General features: G+C 73.9%; 17 protein-coding genes. 8 read left to right on the forward strand and 9 right to left on the reverse strand.

What is annotated here, in order from left to right:
- Window positions 1–51: 51 nt before the first annotated feature.
- Entirely contained in the window at window positions 52–834 is a 783-nt protein-coding gene (locus ACIBSW_RS03410; protein WP_354727693.1) for an ABC transporter ATP-binding protein, read from the forward strand.
- Window positions 824–1,753 carry an ABC transporter permease gene (locus ACIBSW_RS03415; protein WP_354727691.1) on the forward strand — a complete coding sequence of 310 codons (930 nt, stop codon included), beginning with the start codon at window positions 824–826 and terminating at the stop codon, window positions 1,751–1,753. Before ACIBSW_RS03410 ends, ACIBSW_RS03415 begins: the two co-directional genes overlap by 11 nt.
- Here ACIBSW_RS03415 and ACIBSW_RS03420 read toward each other — a convergent pair.
- Window positions 1,750–2,637: a hypothetical protein gene (locus tag ACIBSW_RS03420; protein WP_354727689.1), complete on the reverse strand. Its 888-nt coding sequence runs from the start codon at window positions 2,635–2,637 to the stop codon at window positions 1,750–1,752. The two genes, ACIBSW_RS03415 and ACIBSW_RS03420, sit on opposite strands and share 4 nt — an antisense overlap.
- A 32-nt stretch (window positions 2,638–2,669) precedes the next feature.
- Window positions 2,670–2,849 carry a hypothetical protein gene (locus tag ACIBSW_RS03425; protein WP_354727687.1) on the reverse strand — a complete coding sequence of 60 codons (180 nt, stop codon included), beginning with the start codon at window positions 2,847–2,849 and terminating at the stop codon, window positions 2,670–2,672.
- 115 nt (window positions 2,850–2,964) lie between these two features.
- On the opposite strand from ACIBSW_RS03425, the gene ACIBSW_RS03430 reads away from it, so the two are divergent.
- Window positions 2,965–3,696: a lysophospholipid acyltransferase family protein gene (locus ACIBSW_RS03430; RefSeq protein ID WP_404799204.1), complete on the forward strand. Its 732-nt coding sequence runs from the start codon at window positions 2,965–2,967 to the stop codon at window positions 3,694–3,696.
- An 83-nt stretch (window positions 3,697–3,779) separates the two neighbouring features.
- On the opposite strand, the gene ACIBSW_RS03435 is transcribed toward ACIBSW_RS03430, so the two are convergent.
- Window positions 3,780–3,983, reverse strand: coding sequence for a cold-shock protein (locus ACIBSW_RS03435; protein ID WP_015625344.1), 204 nt, complete (start codon window positions 3,981–3,983; stop codon window positions 3,780–3,782).
- 238 nt (window positions 3,984–4,221) lie between these two features.
- Here ACIBSW_RS03435 and ACIBSW_RS03440 point away from each other — a divergent pair, with 238 nt between their 5' ends.
- On the forward strand, window positions 4,222–4,614 hold the full coding sequence (locus tag ACIBSW_RS03440; RefSeq protein WP_354722843.1) for a pilus assembly protein CpaE: 393 nt from the start codon (window positions 4,222–4,224) through the stop codon (window positions 4,612–4,614).
- 34 nt (window positions 4,615–4,648) lie between these two features.
- Here the strand turns inward: ACIBSW_RS03440 and ACIBSW_RS03445 are convergent, their stop codons facing one another.
- From ACIBSW_RS03445 to ACIBSW_RS03465, 5 genes are read right to left on the reverse strand one after another with little or no spacing between them, the layout of a single operon-like run.
- Window positions 4,649–8,146 (reverse strand): UvrD-helicase domain-containing protein, encoded by a 3,498-nt coding sequence (locus tag ACIBSW_RS03445; protein ID WP_354722845.1) that lies wholly within the window; start codon window positions 8,144–8,146, stop codon window positions 4,649–4,651.
- On the reverse strand, window positions 8,143–11,934 hold the full coding sequence (locus ACIBSW_RS03450; protein WP_354722847.1) for a UvrD-helicase domain-containing protein: 3,792 nt from the start codon (window positions 11,932–11,934) through the stop codon (window positions 8,143–8,145). Before ACIBSW_RS03450 ends, ACIBSW_RS03445 begins: the two co-directional genes overlap by 4 nt.
- A gap of 37 nt (window positions 11,935–11,971) precedes the next feature.
- The gene (locus tag ACIBSW_RS03455; RefSeq protein WP_354722849.1) at window positions 11,972–12,991 is read right to left on the reverse strand and encodes a LacI family DNA-binding transcriptional regulator; all 1,020 of its coding nucleotides are present in this window, start codon (window positions 12,989–12,991) and stop codon (window positions 11,972–11,974) included.
- 32 nt (window positions 12,992–13,023) lie between these two features.
- Complete coding sequence (locus ACIBSW_RS03460) at window positions 13,024–13,566, reverse strand: TIGR00730 family Rossman fold protein (protein WP_354722851.1); 543 nt, start codon at window positions 13,564–13,566, stop codon at window positions 13,024–13,026.
- Between the two features lies 1 nt (window position 13,567).
- Complete coding sequence (locus tag ACIBSW_RS03465; protein WP_354722853.1) at window positions 13,568–14,344, reverse strand: TIGR00730 family Rossman fold protein; 777 nt, start codon at window positions 14,342–14,344, stop codon at window positions 13,568–13,570.
- A gap of 199 nt (window positions 14,345–14,543) precedes the next feature.
- Between ACIBSW_RS03465 and ACIBSW_RS03470 the strand changes: the two genes are divergently transcribed.
- The gene (locus tag ACIBSW_RS03470) at window positions 14,544–14,708 is read left to right on the forward strand and encodes a hypothetical protein (protein ID WP_354722856.1); all 165 of its coding nucleotides are present in this window, start codon (window positions 14,544–14,546) and stop codon (window positions 14,706–14,708) included.
- An 18-nt stretch (window positions 14,709–14,726) separates the two neighbouring features.
- On the opposite strand, the gene dapE is transcribed toward ACIBSW_RS03470, so the two are convergent.
- Window positions 14,727–15,803, reverse strand: a complete 1,077-nt coding sequence (dapE, locus tag ACIBSW_RS03475; protein ID WP_354722858.1) for a succinyl-diaminopimelate desuccinylase — start codon at window positions 15,801–15,803, stop codon at window positions 14,727–14,729.
- 119 nt (window positions 15,804–15,922) lie between these two features.
- Between dapE and ACIBSW_RS03480 the strand changes: the two genes are divergently transcribed.
- The 3 genes from ACIBSW_RS03480 to ACIBSW_RS03490 are packed head-to-tail and all read left to right on the forward strand — an operon-like array spanning window position 15,923 to window position 18,134.
- On the forward strand, window positions 15,923–16,222 hold the full coding sequence (locus tag ACIBSW_RS03480) for a type VII secretion target (RefSeq protein ID WP_354722860.1): 300 nt from the start codon (window positions 15,923–15,925) through the stop codon (window positions 16,220–16,222).
- The gene (locus ACIBSW_RS03485; RefSeq protein WP_354722862.1) at window positions 16,219–17,769 is read left to right on the forward strand and encodes a hypothetical protein; all 1,551 of its coding nucleotides are present in this window, start codon (window positions 16,219–16,221) and stop codon (window positions 17,767–17,769) included. Before ACIBSW_RS03480 ends, ACIBSW_RS03485 begins: the two co-directional genes overlap by 4 nt.
- Window positions 17,766–18,134 (forward strand): hypothetical protein, encoded by a 369-nt coding sequence (locus ACIBSW_RS03490; RefSeq protein ID WP_354722864.1) that lies wholly within the window; start codon window positions 17,766–17,768, stop codon window positions 18,132–18,134. The genes ACIBSW_RS03485 and ACIBSW_RS03490 overlap by 4 nt, the downstream gene beginning before the upstream one ends.
- Window positions 18,135–18,173: the final 39 nt, after the last annotated feature.

Consider the following 18,173-nt stretch of genomic DNA (forward strand, 5'->3'; position numbering starts at 1 on the left):
CCCCGGCCGGGCCCGCCACGCGGGCCCGGCCGGCCCCACCTGGGAGTAGCCATGAGCATTCTCGAAGCCACTGGCACCCGGACCGACCGGGACGCGGTGGTCCGCATCGACGACGTCTCCAAGCGGTACGGCACCGGAAGCAACGCCCTGCTCGCCCTGGACCGGGTCTCCCTGACCGTGGCCAAGGGCGAGTTCGTGTGTCTGCTCGGCGCCTCCGGCTGCGGCAAGAGCACGCTGCTCTCGTTGGTCGCGGGGCTCGACAAGATCAGCGGCGGCACCCTCGACATCGGCGGCCGGCACGTCTCGCTGATGTTCCAGGAGGCGGCCCTCTTCCCCTGGCTGTCGGTCTCGGGCAACGTCGAGCTGCCGATGCGGCTGCGCGGCGTCGGCCGGGCCGAGCGGCGCAAGCGCGCCGAGGAGCTGCTCGAGGTCGTCCGCCTGAAGGGCTTCGGCCACAAGCGGCCGCACGAGCTCTCCGGCGGCATGCGCCAGCGGGTGGCGCTCGCCCGCGCGCTGGCCCAGAACGCCGACATCCTGCTGATGGACGAGCCGTTCGGCGCCCTGGACGCGATGACCCGCGACATCCTGCACGACGAGCTCGAGCGGATCTGGCGCGAGCAGCAGCTCACGGTCCTGTTCGTCACGCACAACGTGCGCGAGGCGGTCCGGCTCGGCGACCGGGTCATCCTGCTCAGCAGCCGGCCCGGCCGGGTCATCGAGGAGTTCCCCATCGAGCACGAGCGCCCCCGGCGCATCGACTCCCCCGAGGTCTCCGCCCAGGCCGGCGAGATCACCGACCGGCTCCGCGCGGAGGTCGCCCGCCATGCCAATTAAGTACCCGTCGGCCCGCGCCGGCCTCAAGGGCGTCACCCAGGACGCCCCGCCGCCGGCCGCGACCGTCAACGACGCCGCGGCGGACCGCATCACCGGCCTCGACGCCCTCGAGCTCGGCGGCCGTGAGGAGAAGGGCGCGCTCGGCCGCCGGATCTGGCGCAGCGCGTGGCCCAAGCTGCTGGCGATCGCGATCGTCGTGCTGGCCTGGCAGATCGTCGTCTGGGCGCAGTGGAAGCCCGAGTACGTGCTGCCCGGCCCGAGCGTGGTCTTCGACGAGTTGGGTTCGGTGATCACCACCGCCGAATTCTGGGAGGGCGTCCGCATCACCATGATCCGGGCCGTGACCGGCTTCGGGCTCGCCGTGCTGATCGGCACGGTCATCGGCGCCGCCGTCTCCCGCTTCGCGCCGCTGCGGGCCGCGATCGGCTCGCTGATCACCGGCCTGCAGACCATGCCGTCGATCATGTGGTTCCCGCTCGCGATCCTGCTCTTCCAGATCAGCGAGAGCGCCATCATGTTCGTGGTCGTCATCGGCGCCGCGCCCTCGGTGGCGAACGGCCTGATCAGCGGCATCGACTACGTGCCGCGGACCTGGCTGCGGGTCGGGCAGGTGCTGGGCATGAACGGCCTCTCGAGGTACCGCTACCTGATCCTGCCGGCGTCGCTGCCGTCGTTCATCTCCGGCCTCAAGCAGGGCTGGGCCTTCTCCTGGCGCAGCCTGATGGCGGGCGAGCTGCTGGTCATCGTGCCGGGCGCGCTCTCCATCGGCGTACGCATGCAGCAGGCCCGCGACCTCAACGAGGCCGCACTGGTCATCTCGTTCATCATCGTGGTGCTGGTGATCGGCATCTTCATCGACATGCTCTTCAACGCCGCCGACAACGCGCTGCGCAAGCGCTGGGGCCTGACCGGCAACTAAAGCGGCCGGACCGACTTCAGCACGTCGTCGATGACGTAGTCGAACTGCTTGTGGGTGCCGGGGATCGACACGTACAGCACCGCCGCGGTCGGCTTGCCGACGTCGATGACCGCCACCGCCGAACGCTCGTCGGTGGCGGTCAGGCCGGCGGCCTGGAAGTGCAGCCGGAACTCGCTCACCCAGGCGGGCCGCCCGCCGAGCCGGGTCATCTCGTCGCGCAGCGGCTCCATCGTGTTGGGCTGCGGGTAGTACTCCGCCCGCACGTCCGAAGCCACCTGCCGGCCGACGCACTCGAGGTCGAGCGTCACCGCGTCGTTGTCCGCGGCCGGCACCGCGGCCGACAGGATCGACGCGTGGTAGGAGCCGCCGCTGTACTGCTCGGTCACGAAGTGCTGGCCGACCCGGTACGGCACCTCGAGCGTGCCGGCCCGCCACGTCGTGTCCCAGTTGATCCAGGGGCTGGGATACCTCCGGTAGGAGATGCCCGACTCCTTGTCGGTCGTCCGCTCGCCGGTGGCCGGCGGCGCGGCGCTCGGCGGGACGACCGGCGCGGCGCTGGGCGGCACGGTCGGCGCCGGGCACAGCTGGGCCAGCGGCGGCCGCAGGTCGGCCACCGCGGAGGGCTTGCCGCCGAACGGGTCGCCGTCCGAGGTCAGCACGACGATGAGAATCACGGCCAGACCGATCGCGAGGATCCCGCCGGCGACGCCACCAAAGATCAACATCTGACGCCGACGCCGTCGCGGCCCATCTCCGCCGGGCGACTCCGGCGCGGCGGGCGGCGGCGGGAGCAGCGGGGGTACGCCCGGAGCGGTCACGGTGCCCGAACCCCAGGCGCCACCCGGCCGCGACCAGGCGACGGGTGTCTGGGTGCTCTCGGACATCACACCAGTGAACACTACCGATGCGCGTTACATCATCGCCCGAGCGCGGCCCCGGCCTGCGGCTCATAGGTCTGCACCACTGTCGCGCCGGCGTCACGGGCGCCGGCGGGCGAATACCAGGGTGCGAAGGCGACGATCAATACCAGGCCCAGCCCGAGCACGGCCAGCGCGACCACGATTGCCAGCTCCCGCCGGGCGGACACGGTCTGCATGCGTAGCCTCCCAGGGAGTGCCGATTTTCGGCGCAGTCATCTCTAAGACGCCGCGGACGGCAAATCGGTTGCACGCGCACAGCCACGGTTCACCCAACCCCGGTACCGTGACCCGATGGAAATCGTTTATCCCCCCGTCGTTGGGACTGCCAAGGCGATGTTCCGCGTACTCGATCTGAAGATTCAGGTCGAGGGAGCGGAGCACATCCCCGCCACCGGCGGGGCCGTGCTGGCGAGCAACCACGTCAGCTATCTCGATTTCATCTTCTGCGGCCTCGGCGCCCAGCCGGCCAAGCGACTGGTCCGCTTCATGGCGAAGAAGTCGGTTTTCACCCACAAGATCAGCGGGCCGCTGATGCGCGGCATGCACCACATCCCGGTGGACCGCAAGGCGGGCAACGCCGCGTTCCACGAGGCCGAGACCGCGCTGCGCAACGGTGAGGTGGTCGGCGTCTTCCCCGAGGCGACGATCAGCGAGTCGTTCACGGTCAAGGGCCTGAAGTCGGGCGCGGCGCGGCTGGCCGCGGCGGCCTCGGTGCCCCTGATCCCGATGGCGGTGTGGGGCCCGCACCGGCTCTGGACCAAGGGCCGCAAGAAGGAACTGACGAAGCGGCACGTACCGGTCATCATCTCGATCGGCGCGCCGATCGAGCCCGCGCCGGACGGCTCGGCCGAAACCACCACGGTCGTGCTGCGCAAACGGCTCAGCGAGCTGCTGGACTCGGCGCAGCGGGCCTACCCGGAGCAGCCGTCGGGGCCCGACGACACCTGGTGGCTGCCGGCCCACCTCGGCGGCACGGCCCCGCGCCCGGAAGAGGTCGGTGACGCCGCCCCTGCAGGCGCCTGAACTGGGCTTATGCCCTCAGAAACGTCATCGGCGCCGGTCCCCCTCGCGGGGGACCGGCGCCGATGGTCAGCGCTAGGCTGAGATCAGAGCGGCCGGATGTTGGCGGCCTGCGGGCCCTTCTGGCCCTGGGTCACCTCGAACTCGACACGCTGGTTCTCGTCCAGGCTGCGGTAGCCGGAAGTCTGGATGGCGGAGAAGTGGGCGAAGACGTCGGCACCGCCGTCGTCCGGGGTGATGAACCCGAAGCCCTTGTCCGCGTTAAACCACTTCACTACGCCGGTAACCATGCTCGTCTCCTCGACGGTCGATCGTTCCCGACCATTATGGACGGGAACGAGGTAGTAAGACCCGCACTTCGCGGGACTCGTGTCGCCGTACTGATCGCCCGTACCGGAGAAACCCGGGTTACGACAAAGAGCGCCTGGGGCAGAATCCCCACAGGCGCTCCTAGGTACTTGGGAACCAAACTGACAACGCGATGGAGCCTAGCACGACGCAGGGGGTCATCCGGTGATAGGCGTGCAAGTGGCACAGCAGCTCAGGGCCGCCGGGCTGATCTGGAAACCGGGTCCGGGCGACCGCTTCGCGATCCCGGACCGCGACCTGGACGACCAGGTCTTCGTGCTGAGCGACATGACGATCGAGGTCTACCACGGCCAGGAGGGCCACCTGATCGGCTTCAACGGCACCACGGAGTGGGCGCTCGACGACGTGGAGCTGGACGAGGCGCTCTGGCTGCCGCACGAGGGACAGCTGCGTGAGCTGCTGGGCGGCACGCTGCGGGCCCTGCGCCGCGAGGAGAAGGGCTGGGAAGTGGACATCACCCTGCTGGGTGAGGACCACACCTTCACGGCCCGAACCCCGGAGGAGGCCTACGCACGCGCCCTCCTACACCTCCTGACGGCCGCCGCAGCCTGACCGGCCACACTCGGATCGGCCCCGGGCCGCGGATCTATTCGGCCTCGGCCGGATCCGGCGCGGGGTCGGCGTTCGTGGCCTGCGGGACCTCCTCGATCAGCGAGGTCAGGCCTTCCGCGTCCGGTAGGTCGGACGGGCGGACGGTGACGCCGTCACGGACGTAGTGGAAGCCCGCACGGACCCGCGACACCGGGACGTCGGCGAGGGCCGCCCAGGCGATCCGGTAGGCCGCGAGCTGCACCGCCGCCGCCTCCGCGTCCGCGCCGGTCGGGCGGCGGCCCGTCTTCCAGTCGATGACGTCGAACCGGCCGCCCGGCTCGGCGAAGACCGCGTCGATACGCCCACGCACCACCACGCCCGCCACCGTGGTCGCGAACGGCACCTCGACCTCGATCGGGGTCCGGTCGGCCCACTCGCCGGCCAGGAACGCCTCCTGCAGCGCCGCCAGCTCCTCGTCCGCGGCCGCGTCGTCGTCGGCCGCGCCGGGCAGCTCATCGAGGTCCAGCAGCCGCACCGAGCCGTAGCGCTGCTCCAGCCAGGCGTGGAAGGCGGTGCCGCGGCGGGCGTGCGGCGCCGGGCGCTGCGGCAGCGGGCGGCGCAACGATCGCGCCAGGGCCTGCGGGTCGCGCCGCAGCACGACCAGCTGGGAGACCGAGAGGTGCGGCGGCAACGCCACCTCGAGCGGGCCGTCGCGCCGGGCCCGCTCGTCGCGCTCCGCGAGCAGGATCGTCGCCTCCCGGCGCCACCGCTCCAGGTCCGGGTCCTCGGAAACCGCCGTCCCGGGCTGCTCCGGTACCCGCGCCGGAGTGCCCGCGCCGGGGCGGTGCCGCCCGGGCACCGGCGGATCGCCCTCGGCCGGCAGCCCGACCAGGTCGGCGGCCAGCCCGGCGCGGCCGGCGACCTCGTCGTCCTGTGCCGCGAGCGCCACGAAGGCGGCGGCCGTCTCGGCCTCCGGACTGGCGATCATGCGCCGGATCAGGTCCGCCGCGGCCGCCATCGCCGGCCGCCGGGCGCCGAGCGGGTCCGACGGCCACTCCGCCGTCGCCACCAGCTCCGCACTCGGGTTGGCCGCGTCCCCGGCCGGCTCCGGCGCCCACTCCTCGACCACCCCGGCGCCCGCCAGGCAGGAGGCCCGGATCTCCTCGAGGAAGACCGACGGCCCTCGGGCCCGCTTCACCCCGTCGCCCCACCAGTAGCCCGAGCAGAGCAGCAGCCGCCGCGGCCGGGTCACCGCCACGTACGCCAGCCGGCGCTCCTCGCGCTCGTCGTGCTCGCGCCAGGCCCGACCGAAGGCGGTCAGCGCCGCCGCGACGTCCTTCTGGTCCACGGCCCGCGAGAGATCCAGCCCGGGAAGCCCGTCGGCGTCGCCCCGCAGCGGAAACGGCAGCACCCCGATGCCCATCAGGAAGTGGTCCGACCCCCGGGTCATGCCCGGCCAGACGCCCTTGGTCAGCCCCGCGACCGACACCACATCCCACTCCAGGCCCTTCGCGGCGTGCGCGGTCAGCACCTGCACCGCGCCCTCGACCACGTCGACCTGGCCCGGGGTCAGCCCGCGTTCCTCCTCCTCGGCCGCCGCCAGGAACGCGAGGAAGCCCGCGAGCGTGCCGCCGCCGGTGTCGCCCGCGTACCGGGCCGCGACGTCGCCCAGCATGTCCAGGTGGCCACGGGCCAGGCCCGCGTCGCCGGCGCCCCAGCCGCGCACCGCCACCTCGACGTCGAGGCCGACGGTGCGCTCGATGTCCGCGACCAGGTCCGGCAGCGGCTGGTCCAGGCGCCGCCGCAGCTCGGCCAGCTCCCGGCTGTACGCCCGCAGCCGGGCATAGCCCTCCTGCGAGTACTGCTGCGGCGCGCCCAGGTCGGCCATGGCCTCGACCAGGGTGGCGTCGTCGAGCCGGTCCGCGACGATGTCCTCGGGCTGATCGCCGGTGGTGCCGGCGACCCGGGCCGCGGCGATGGACCGGGCGCGCCGGTGCAGGGCGACCAGGTCGCGCGGCCCGATCCGCCAGCGGGCGCCGGTCAGCAGCCGCAGCAGCGCCGCACCGTCCGTCGGGTCGGCGAGGACCCGCAGCGTGCAGACGACGTCGCGTACCTCCGGGGTGTCCAGCAGGCCGCCGAGGCCGACCACCTCGACCGGCAGGCCGCGCGAGCGCAGCGCCTCCTCGATCGCCGGGATCTGGCTGCGGACGCGGACCAGGACCGCGCTGGTCGGCCGCTTCTCGAGCGGGATGTCGCCGGGCAGGGCGTCGGGCAGCCCGGCGGCCGCCCGCCAGGAGGCGAGCATGGCGTCGGCGATCCAGGCGGCCTCATCCGCGTACGTGTGCAGCAGCGCGCAGGCGACCGTCCGCCCGCCGACCCGGTCGGCCACCCGCCGCGCCGGGGTCAGCTCGGCCACCCGGGCGCCGGCGGCGCGCAGCGGCCGGGAGAGCGCGTTGGCGACCTGGAGGATCTCCGGCCGGTTGCGCCAGCTCCGGGTCAGGTTGAGCACCCAGGCCTCGCGGCCGCCGGGCCCGGTGAACTCCGCCGGGAACCGGTCGAGGGTGCCGGCCGACGCGCCCCGCCACCCGTAGATGGACTGGCACGGGTCGCCGACCGCGGTGACCGGGTGCCCGCCGCCGAAGAGCGCGTTGAGCAGCACCACCTGGGCGTGGCTGGTGTCCTGGTACTCGTCCAGCAGCACGATCTTGAAGCGGCCCCGCTCGATCGCGCCGACCTCCGGATGGTCGCGGGCGACCCGGGCCGCGCGGGCCATCTGGTCGCCGAAGTCCATCGCCTCGATCGCGAGCTTGCGCTCGTCGTAGAGGCGGACCAGGGGCAGCAGGGTCAGCCGGTGCCGCTGGCGCAGCAGCATGTCGCCGACGTCCTTGTAGACCCGGCCCGGCAGCGCCTGCACCTCGGCGTAGAAGCGGCCGGTCCAGGCGGCGAGGTCGTCGGGGGTGACCAGGTGCTCGGCGAGCTCGCCGGAGAGGGCGAGCACGTCGTCGGTCACCGTGCCGGGCGCGCGGTTCAACCCGGTCATCTCGCCCGTGTACGAGCGCACCAGCGAGTCGACGATCTGCCAGCGGGCGGCCTCGGTGAGCAGCCGGGCGGACGGCTCGTAGCCCGCGCGCAGCCCGTGCTCGGTGACCACCCGGGCCGCGTATGAGTGGTAGGTGGCGACCGTCGGCTCGCCCGCGAGGGCGTCCTGGCGGCCCAGGCGGCGCACGAGCTGGCCGAGCCGGGTGCGTACCCGGTGTGCCAGCTCTCCGGCGGCCTTGCGGGTGAAGGTGAGGCCGAGGATCTCGTCCGGGTGGGCGTACCCGTTGGCGACCAGCCAGACCACCCGCGACGCCATGGTCTCGGTCTTCCCGGAGCCGGCGCCGGCGACCACCAGGACCGGCTCGACCGGGGCCGCGATGATCGCGGCCTGCTCCGGGGTCGGCTGGTGCAGGCGCAGCAGCCGGGCCAGCTCGATCGGGGTGTAACGCGGGCCCGCGTCGGCGCGGCGGCGGGGCCGGGGTGCGCGGTCGGTGAAGAGGCTGGGCTGGGTCACGGCTCGACGACCTGCCGGCCCTGCCCGGAGATCGGGCAGCTGGTCCGGACCGGGCAGACCCGGCACTTGGCGTTGGCGACCGCCGAGAAGGTGGCCGCGGCCATCGTGTCGGCGGTGCGGCGGACCATCGCGTACGCCCAGTTCGGGTCGGTGGCCTCGGCGAGCGGGAGCTGCATCTGCTCGCGGGCCTCCTTGGTCGGGCCGAGCTGGACCAGGGCGGCGCCGCCGCTCTCGTCGCCGAACTCCCGGAACGCACCGGCGTCGACCGCGGCCTGGTAGCCGGCCAGCTGGGCGTGCTCCTCGACGTCGCCGGCGGAGACGGTGGTGGTCTTGCCGGTCTTGAGGTCGATGACGACGAGGCGCCCCTGCTCGTCGACCTCGAGCCGGTCCACACGGCCGGTGAGCTGGATCGGCCGGGCCGGATCGTCGAGCCGCACGGTGAACTCGTGCTCGATGGCGAGCAGCCGGCGCGGGTTTTTGGCGAGCCAGCGCAGCAGTTTGTCGACCATGCCCTGCGCCCGGTCCTGCTCGGGGCCGGCCAGCCAGCGGGCGGCGAGCTCGATGGCGTCGAAACGCGCGGCCACGTACTCGACCAGCCGCTCGCGGTCGGCGTTCGCGTCCTCGGCGAGCATCGCCGCGGCGTGCACCAGGTTGCCGACGCCCTGCGCGGGTCCGGCCGGAGCGGCTCCGCCGTGGCGTTCGAGCAGCCAGCGCAGGCTGCAGCGCAGGGCGCTCTCCATCGAGGAGGGGGTGACCTTGACGGGCTCGCCCTCCTCGGCCAGCGGCCGCTCGTCGGAGAGCCCCCGCAGGCCCCACCACTCATCGGGATGCGCGCCCGGTACGCCCGCGGCGGCGAGCCGGGCCAGCTCGGCCGCGGCGGCGTGCCGCCGCTCGGGCGTCGCATCCGGCGCCACAACGGCGGTACGAAGCTCGGCGACCAGCGCGGCGAGGGTGAGCGCCCGAGGCGGCCGCCCCACCGGCAGCTCAAGCTCGTCGACCACCGCCGCGTCCTCGTCAGGACCGGCGGCCGGGCCGATGTCGTCACCAGCGCCGGGTCCATCCGCAGCGGTGGGCTCGGCGCCGGAGCCGGGCCTATCCGCAAGGTCCGGCTCGTCGGCAGGGGTGGGGTGGTCCCACGGGTCGGGGTCGGGTTCGGTCGGGCCCGGGTCGTCCGGGTCGTCGGGGGCCGGGTCCGGCGGGTCTTCGCGGCCCGGGCCGCCGCGGCCGTCCGGCAGGCCGAGCTCGGCCAGGAAGCGGCTCGGCTGCTCCTCGCCGTCGGAGCCGCCGACGCTGGCCGACGCCACCGCCGTCACCACCAGGCGCCGCCGGGCCCGGGTCGCGGCGACGTAGAAGAGCCGCCGCTCCTCGTCCAGCAGCGCCGAGGTCTGGCCGACCACCGCCGCAGCGCCGGACGCGGCCCGACCGGCCAGGTAGTCGACCAGGCGCTCCGAGCCGAGCAGGCTTCCCCGCAGCCGCAGGTCGGGCCAGATGCCCTCCTGGACGCCAGCCAGCACGACCACGTCCCACTCGAGGCCCTTGGCGGCGTGCGCGGTCAGCAGGCGGACGGCCTCGCCGCGGTCGGCGCTCGGTGCGATCGAGTCGGCCGGCAGGTCCTGGCCGAGGACGTGGTCGAGGAAGACCTCGGTCCGGGCGCCGGGCAGCCGGTCGACGAAGCGGGCGGCCGCGTCGAAGAGCACCACGATCGCGTCCAGGTCGCGGTCGGCCGCCTCCGCACGCCACTGCCGGGCCCGGCCGCCCTCGCCGCCGGGCTCGACGGGTGCGCCGCGGGTACTCAGGCCGTACCAGCGCTCGGCGAGGCCGCTGGCCCGCCAGACCGACCAGAGCACCTGCTCGGCGGTCGCGCCGGGCGCGGCCGCCGCCTCCCGCGCGGTGGCGATGAGGCGGGCGATGGTCTGCGCGGGCACCGCCCAGCGGCGTTCCACGACGGCGAGCCCGGCCGGATCGCGCAGCGCGTCCAGGAGCAGCTCGCCGGACGGGCGGCGGTCGCCGGCGGCCAGGGCGAGCGCCCGCAGGCCCTGCCGCAGCCGCCGCTCGGCCAGCGGATCGGCCCCGCCCAGCGGCGAGTGCAGCAGCGCGACGGAGGCCTCCTCGTCGAGGACGCCGGGCTCGAGCGCGCAGCGCAGCAGGAGCAGCAGCGGCGCGACGGCGGGCTGCAGGTGCAGCGGAAGATCCTCCGAATGGGTGACGGTCGGCACGCCGGAGGCGGCGAGCGCCCGCTGTATGGAGGGCAGCTGCAGCGTCGTCGACCGCAGCACGACCGCCATCCGCGACCACGGCACGCCGTGCAGCAGATGCGCCTCCCGCAACGCGTGGGCGACGTAGGAGGTCTCGCTGGTCGGCGACCGGAATGTCCGCACGACGGCCCCGGCCACCACCTGCTCCGCACCCGCCCCGCCGGGTGCGGAGCGCTCAGCCTCCGCCCGGCCAGACGCCGCCTGCGGAGGGACCGGCGCGCCAGGCACCGCACGCTCAAAGTCCGCCGCGCCGGTCCCCACCTGCGAAGAGTCCGCCGCGGTGGACCCTGCCTGCGAAGGGCCCGGCGCGGTGGGCCCCGCCTCCGAAGAGACCGGCGCAGTAGGCCCCGCCTCCGAAGAGACCGGCGCGGCAGGCGCCGCCTGCGAAGAGACCGGCGCAGGGGGTCCCGCCTGCGGAGGGATCGGTGTGGCGGTGGGCTCGGTGGATGGTGGTGGGTGCAGGTGGCGGTGGCGGGTGGCGCCGCGCATCCGGCGGGAGAGCCGGCCGGTCGCGTCGAGCAGCGCCGGCTCGGCCCGGTAGCTCGTGTGCAGCGTGATGACCTCGGCCGTCGCTCCCGACGCGGTCCGGAAGCGGTGCGGGAAGCCGCTCACCGCCTGCGGGTCGGCGCCGCGGAAGCCGTAGACCGACGAGTCCGGGTCGGCGAACGCCACGAGCGGCGTGCCACCCCCCGCCACCAGCGACAACAGCTCGATCTGGGCCGGGTCGGTGTCGGCCAGCTCGTCGACGTAGACGTGCGCCAGGCGGCGGCGCTCGGCCGCGAGCAGCTCCGGGTCGTCGGCCAGCAGGCCGGACGCCGCCCGCACCAGCTCCGCCGGGTCGTACGCCGTCGAACCACGGGTGGTCGCGTCGCGCAGCGCGAGCACGGCGACGTACTGCCGCAGGAAGCGGGCCGCCGCGGGCCAGTCGTCGCGGCCCAGCCGCTCGCCGAGCCGGGCCAGCTCGACCGGCCCGATCCCGCGCTCCGCCGACCGCTGCATGAGATCGCGCAGCTGCTGGGCGAACGCCCGGGTGGGCAGCGCCGGCCGTAGCGCCTCGGGCCACCGCACCGCGTCCTCGACCTCGGGGTCGCCGACCGCTTCGAGCAGCTCGCGGATGATGAGGTCCTGCTCCGGGCCGGTCAGCAGGCGCGGCGAGGGCTCGCCGCGCTCGGCGGCGGCCCGCCGCAGCAGCCCGAAGGCGTACGCGTGGAACGTGCGTACCAGGGGCTCGTGAAAGCTCGACCCGGCGATCCGGGCCTCGATCCGGTCCCGCAGTGCCGTCGCGCCGCGGCGGCCGAACGTGAGCACCAGGATGCGTTCCGGGTCGACGCCGGAGGCGATCCGTTGCGCGACCGACTCGACCAGCACTGTCGTCTTGCCGGTGCCCGGCCCGCCCACGACGAGCAGCGGCCCGTCGGCGTGCTCGACCACGTAGCGCTGGAGCGGGTCGTCGCGCAGCGGCGCCGCGGGGGCGGCGGCGCGGCGGACGAGCCGGTACGCCGGCCGGCGAACCGCCCCGGGGGTCGAGGTCACGGCACCAATGAGACCACGCGGGTACGACGGATACCGATCAGGGCGTTCCGATGGACGCGCGGTCACGGACCGGCATCGGCACCCGCCAGATCTCCGGCCGCGCGTGGCCGGCCGGGTCGAGCAGCAGCTCGACCGCGCGCCAGCCGAGCTGGTAATGCGGCAGCGAGATGCTGGTCAGCTGCGGGCGCAGCCAGGCGGCCAGGTCCGAGTCGTCGAAGGACAGCACCGAGACGTCGCCCGGAATGTCCAGGCCGGCCTCGCGCAGCGCCTGGTAGGTGCCGAGGGCGACCCGGTCGTTGAGGCAGATCATCGCCTTCGGCGGCGGGCCGGCGGCCAGCGCCCCGGTGACCGCCTCGTACGCCGAGTCGGGCCACCAGTCGCATTCGATGGTCCCGGCAAGCCGGGTGCCGGCCGCCGCGAGGCCCTCGCGGATCCCGGCCAGGCGCTCACGGCCGGCGAAGACGTGCCGCGCCGGGGTGCCGACCAGGTGGATGCCGTCGCGGTGTCCGTGCCCGACGATCGTCTCGGCCGCGCTCCGGCCGGCCGCGGCCTCGTCGGGGATGACCGAGTGGTACGCCGGCCGCGCCGCCCGGGTCAGGCAGTTGAGCAGCACGACCGGATGGCCCTTGAGCAGCTTCGGCACGCGCACGTACCGGGTGAACATGCTGGCGTACACGAACGCGTCGACCTGCCGGTCCAGGAAATCCGAGATCAGCTTCTCCTCGACGACCGCGTCGCCCTCGGTCTCGCCGATGAAGAGCAGGTGGCCGTGCGCGACCGCCGCGGCGAGGCCACCGTGGATGGCGCGGCCGGCGTACGGGTCGGACGCGAGCGTGTCGGAGACCAGCGCGATGGTCCTGGTGACCTTCGTGCGCAGGCTCCGGGCCATGAGGTTAGGCCGGTAGTCCAGCTCCTGTGCCGCGCGGAGCACCCGTTGCCGGGCGTCCTCGGAGATCCGCATGTCCACGTGGCGTCCGGCGAGGACGAACGACGCCGTACTGCGGGACACGCCGGCGCGTTGTGCGACCTGGAGCAGGGTCGCCCGTTGCGGGGGCATGGAGGGAATTGTTCCATGCGGGGCGCGGACGCTCAGGTACCCGCGGGGATCGCGTCGAGGGCGGCCTCGACGGAGTCGACCACCACGAGCCGGTCCAGCGCCGGACGGCGGACGAATTCGGTGTCCGCGAGCCGGTCGAGCCAGCTCAGCATGCCGTCGTAGAAGCCGGCCGTGTTGACCAGGATGATCGGCTTGTGGTGCAGGTCGAGGGTGGCCGTGGTCCACACCTCGAAGAGTTCGTCCAGTGTGCCCAGGCCGCCGGGCAGCGTGATGAACGCGTCCGAGCGGTCGATCATGATGTTCTTACGCTCGCCCATGTCGGTGGTGACGATCAGCTCGTCCGCCGCCGTGTCCGCGACCTCGAGATCCACCAGGTACTGCGGTATCACGCCGAGCGTGTGCGCGCCGACGGCCCGCGCGGCGTCGGCGACCGCGCCCATCATGCCGACCCGGCCGCCACCGGACACCAGGGTGTGTCCGCGCGGCCCGAGCGCCTTGCCGAGCTGGGCGGCGAGCTCGAGCCAGCGCCGATCGAGATTGCTGGAGGACGCGCAGAAGACGCAGACGGCCGCCACGTCACCGGCTTCCGTCTTCGGCCTGCGGGCCGTCGGCGCCCACGATGATCTGCACGGCCTCCTCCACGTCGTCCGTCACCCGGATCAGGTCCATGTCGTTCGGGCCGACCTTGCCGTCGGCGAGCAGCCGGCCCTTGATCCAGTCGAGCAGCCCGCCCCAGTACTCGGTGCCCATCAGGATCACCGGGAAGCGGGTGACCTTGCGGGTCTGCACCAGGGTGACCGCCTCGAAGAGCTCGTCCAGGGTGCCGAAGCCGCCGGGCAGCACCACGAACGCCTGCGCGTACTTCACGAACATGGTCTTGCGGACGAAGAAGTAGCGGAAGTCGATGCCGATGTCGACCCAGCCGTTGAGGCCCTGCTCGAACGGCAGCTCGATGCCGAGCCCGACGGACATCCCGCCGGCCTCGGTCGCGCCGCGGTTCGCCGCCTCCATCACGCCGGGGCCGCCGCCGGTGATCACCGCATAGCCCGCCTCGGCGAGGGCGGCGCCCAGGTCGGCGGCGAGCCGGCACTCGGGGCTGTCCGGGTCGCTGCGCGCCGAGCCGAAGACGCTCACCGCGGGCGGCAGGTCCGCGAGGGTGTCGAAGCCCTCGACGAACTCCGACAGGATGCGCAGGGCACGCCAGGCGTCCTTGGTCTTCCACTCGCCGCGGTGGTGGGAGTCGAGCAGCTTCTCGTCGGCGGTGCTCAGCGGAATCGATTCGTGGCGGAGCGTGACGGCGCCGCGATGACGCTCCTGGGGTACGCGCCTGCGGCCGTTGGTGCTGTCCGTCATGGCACCCACCGTAGTGCGGACGGTCCGTAACCGGTGAATAACCGGTTGGGTTTTGGCAAGAGGATTGCGACGTCGCGACCTTTTTGCCAGATTGAAACAACGGACGGTAGCTCCGGAGCGTCTGTACAGTTACGAACCCGCACGGCGCAGACACGGCGCCCGGTCCCCGGCCGGGCATCTGGGCAGAGGAGCCACCGTGATGAACCGTTACGAGCGCATGAAGATGCAGCGTCGCATGCAGCGGCGCATCCGGCTGGTGGTCGAGGAACGGCGCATGGCGCTGGCCCTGCCGCCGCCCGTCGAGGCCGCCCTCGACCCGGAGACCACCGTGGAGATTCCGCGCCCGATGGCCGACCCGCTCTGATCTTCTGGCGCCGGCCCATCACTCGTACGCGGTCAGCCATCGGTACAGGGTTGCGGCCCCGTCCCGGATCTTGCCGATCTCCACGTGCTCGTCCTGAGTGTGCGCCAGCAGCGGATCGCCGGGCCCGTAGTTGAGCGCCGGTACGCCCATCGCCGCGAAGCGCGAGACATCCGTCCAGCCCAGCTTGGCCTCCGGCTCCGCGCCGACCGCCGCCAGGAACTCCCGGGCCGGCGCCGCGGCCAGCCCCGGCATCGCGCCGGGCGCCGAGTCGGTCACCTCGAGATCGAAGCCCGCGAAGACCTCGCGCACGTGCTCCTCCGCCTGCCGCAGGTCGCGGTCCGGTGCGAAGCGGAGATTGACCTCGATCGCGCACTCGTCCGGCACCACGTTGCCCGCCACGCCGCCGGTGATCCCGACCGCGTTGAGGCCCTCACGGTAGGTGCAGCCATCGAGGACGACCGTGCGCGGACGGTAGTCCGCGAGGAGTCGCAGCACCTCGCCGGCCGCGTGGATCGCGTTCACTCCCCGCCAGGCGCGGGCGGTGTGCGCCCGCCGGCCGGTGGTGCGCACCGTCGCCCGCAGGGTGCCCTGGCAGCCGGCCTCGACCACGCCGTAGGTGGGTTCGAGCAGCACCGCGAAGTCCGCCTCGAGCCACTGCGGGTGCGCCTGCGAGACCAGCCGCAGCCCGTTGAACTGCGACTCGATCTCCTCCGCCTCGTAGAAGAGGTAGGTGACGTCGTAGCCGGGCTCGGGCAGCGTCGCCGCGAGGTGCAGGGCCAGCGCGACGCCCGACTTCATGTCGGAGGTGCCGCAGCCGTAGATCAGATCGTCGACCACCGTCGACGGGAAGTTGTCGTTGAGCGGGACGGTGTCCAGGTGCCCGGCGAGCACCACCCGCCGCTCGCGGCCCAGGCCGGTCCGGGCCATCACGGTGTTGCCGTGGCGCTCGGTGCTCAGGTGTGGAAGCCGCCGCAGCACGTCCTCGACGTGGCCGGCGATGACCTTCTCGTCCCGGGAGACGGACTCGATGTCGACCAGCGCGCGGGTGAGCGCGACGGGGTCGGCGAGCACGTCCGGGGTCAGCGGGTTGGCCATGAGCGGCACATTACCGCGCGGACGAGAGCACCGGCCTCAATGCGCGGAGCGAGACGGAGCGGACACGGGCCGTGGTTTCCCATTAGGATCCTTCGGGCCGGTGATGGGAGGCGCACACCATGCAGGTCGATACGGCACCGCTCCGGACGGCCGCCAGCAGGCTCCGGGACGAGGTCGCCGAACAGCTCAGGAGGGCCGGCATCCAGGCCGGCGCCCCGGAACGCGACTACCGGGTCGCGGGCGCGTTCGACGCGTACACGACGCCGGGGCCGTACCGGGCCGCGGTCGCCGCGTGGGGCAGGGAGCTGGAGGTCCTCGCCGAGGCCGCGCGGCAGCTGGCCGACGCGCTCGAGGCGGCGGCCGCCGGCTACGACGCCGCCGACGCGCGCGGCGCCGGGCGACTGGCCGGCACCCGATGAGCGACGACCTGGACCGGCTGCAGGACGCCCAGGACGACATCCATGAGGCGTACGGCGCCTGGGGCGCGAACGACCTCGCCGACGCCTGCCGCGGCGCCGCCGCGGTGCCCGGCTTCGGCGGGGACGCCGGCGAGCTGCGCGCGATCGCGGCGCACTGCGACGCCGTCGCGCAGACCGTCGAGCGGGCGCTGCGCGCGGCCGATCCCCTGGTCCGGGAGGGCATCAGCCGGGTCTGGGCCGGCGAGACCCAGGTCAGCGCGGGCGAGGCGCTGCGGGCGCTGACCGACGACATGTTCCGGGCGTCGACGGCGTTCCACGCGATCGGCGACCAGCTCCGGCGGCACGCCGGGCCGGTGGCCGGCGAGGTCGCGGACCGCGCCGGCGCCGCCGCGCTGGCGGAGATCGCGACGACGGTCGGCGCGATGACCTGGGGTGCGCTGCCCGGGCCCGGGTACGAGGGCGAGGCGATGCGCGAACAGCACGCGCACGCGATCGGCGCGATCGACGAGCGGGTGGACCGGCACCTCGCCGTGCGCGCCGCGGCCGAGGACCTCGCCACCGCGCTGCACGAGATCGAGACGCAGGCCCGGGCCGGGCGGCTGAGCGGCTCTCCGCTGTCGGCGGTCGACGAGGTGGTGATCGCGGGCGCGGGCTGGGCGCGTACGGCCGGGTCGCACCCGCCGGTGCTGACCACGGCGATGGACGAGCGCGCGGCGGCGGCCCTGTCGGCGATGGGCGGCGCCGACCGGGACCGGATGACCGGCCTGCTGGCGGCGGCGCGCTCGCCGGAGCACCGGGCGTACCTGACGAAGACGCTGGCGGCGGGTTACCCGGTGGACCAGGTGGCGCGGTTCGACCAGTTGATCGCGGGCCACGGCGACGACCCGGCCTGGCTGGACGAGCACCTGAGCCCGCTGCCGATGGACGGCGAACCCGCGCCGGGCAAGGACTTCACGACGTTCGGTGCCGCCGAATGGGAGCAGGGCGACGCACCGACCTGCGTGGTGGCGTCGACGGTGACGGCGCGGGCCGAGATCGACCCGCCGTATGCGCTGCGGCTCACCACCGGCGGCCACCCCGGAGATCCGGCGTTCGACAACCCGGCGGCGTTCGCGGACCGGCTGCGCGACGAGCAGGCGCGGCTCTACGACGACGGCCGCACCTGGTTCCAGGAGCACTTCGGCGGCGACGGGATGACGTCCGGCCAGTCGGCGGCCGTCGCCGACGCCGAGATCGCCCCGCGCTCGGGCGCCGGCTACGACGATGTCGAGCTGGCCGACCGGGCGGCCCGGGCGGCGACGGTGCCCTCGATCGAGCGCGCGGTCGACGAGGGCTACCCGGTGCCGCTGTTCACCAGCGAGGACGGCGAGACGCACCAGCTGATGGTGATCGGACACTCGGGTGACCGGCTGCAGCTGTACAACCCGTGGGGCTACACGTACTGGATCACCGAGCACGAGTTCGTCGCCGGGCAGGTGAACGGCGTCGATCCCGACATACCCAGCACGCCCAGCTCGGTACGGCTGCCGGAGGGAGCGCGACGATGAACCGTGCAGGCCTGGTCAACGAGGAGCAGCTGGCCGGCGTGGACGTCGCCGCGCTGCTCGCGGACGGCCTGCGCGGCCCCGGCGCCGCCCGCCGGGTCGTCAGCGGGTGCGCGGCCGCGGCGGCGACGCAGGCCGGCCGGGCCGGGGTGCGGCCGCGGTCGCTCTCCTATCTCGCGGAGATCGTGCGCCGCGGCGGCGCCCGCTACGCCGCGCGGTTGCCGGAGCCGCTGCCGACCCCGGAGCAGTCGGCGCTGATCCGGCCCTGGCTCGAGGTCGCCGCCGGTGCGGACGGCGTCGACGAGCCGTTCGCGCGCTGGCTCGACGCCGTCGCGGCGATGGTCGACGCCCGGGGTGGCGGAAGATGAGAACCCAGGGTCTGTTTCGCACAGGGGGTCGAGGCGAGG

Origin of the sequence: Actinoplanes sp. NPDC049668, assembly GCF_044465445.1 — a bacterium.
Lineage (GTDB): Bacteria > Actinomycetota > Actinomycetes > Mycobacteriales > Micromonosporaceae > Actinoplanes.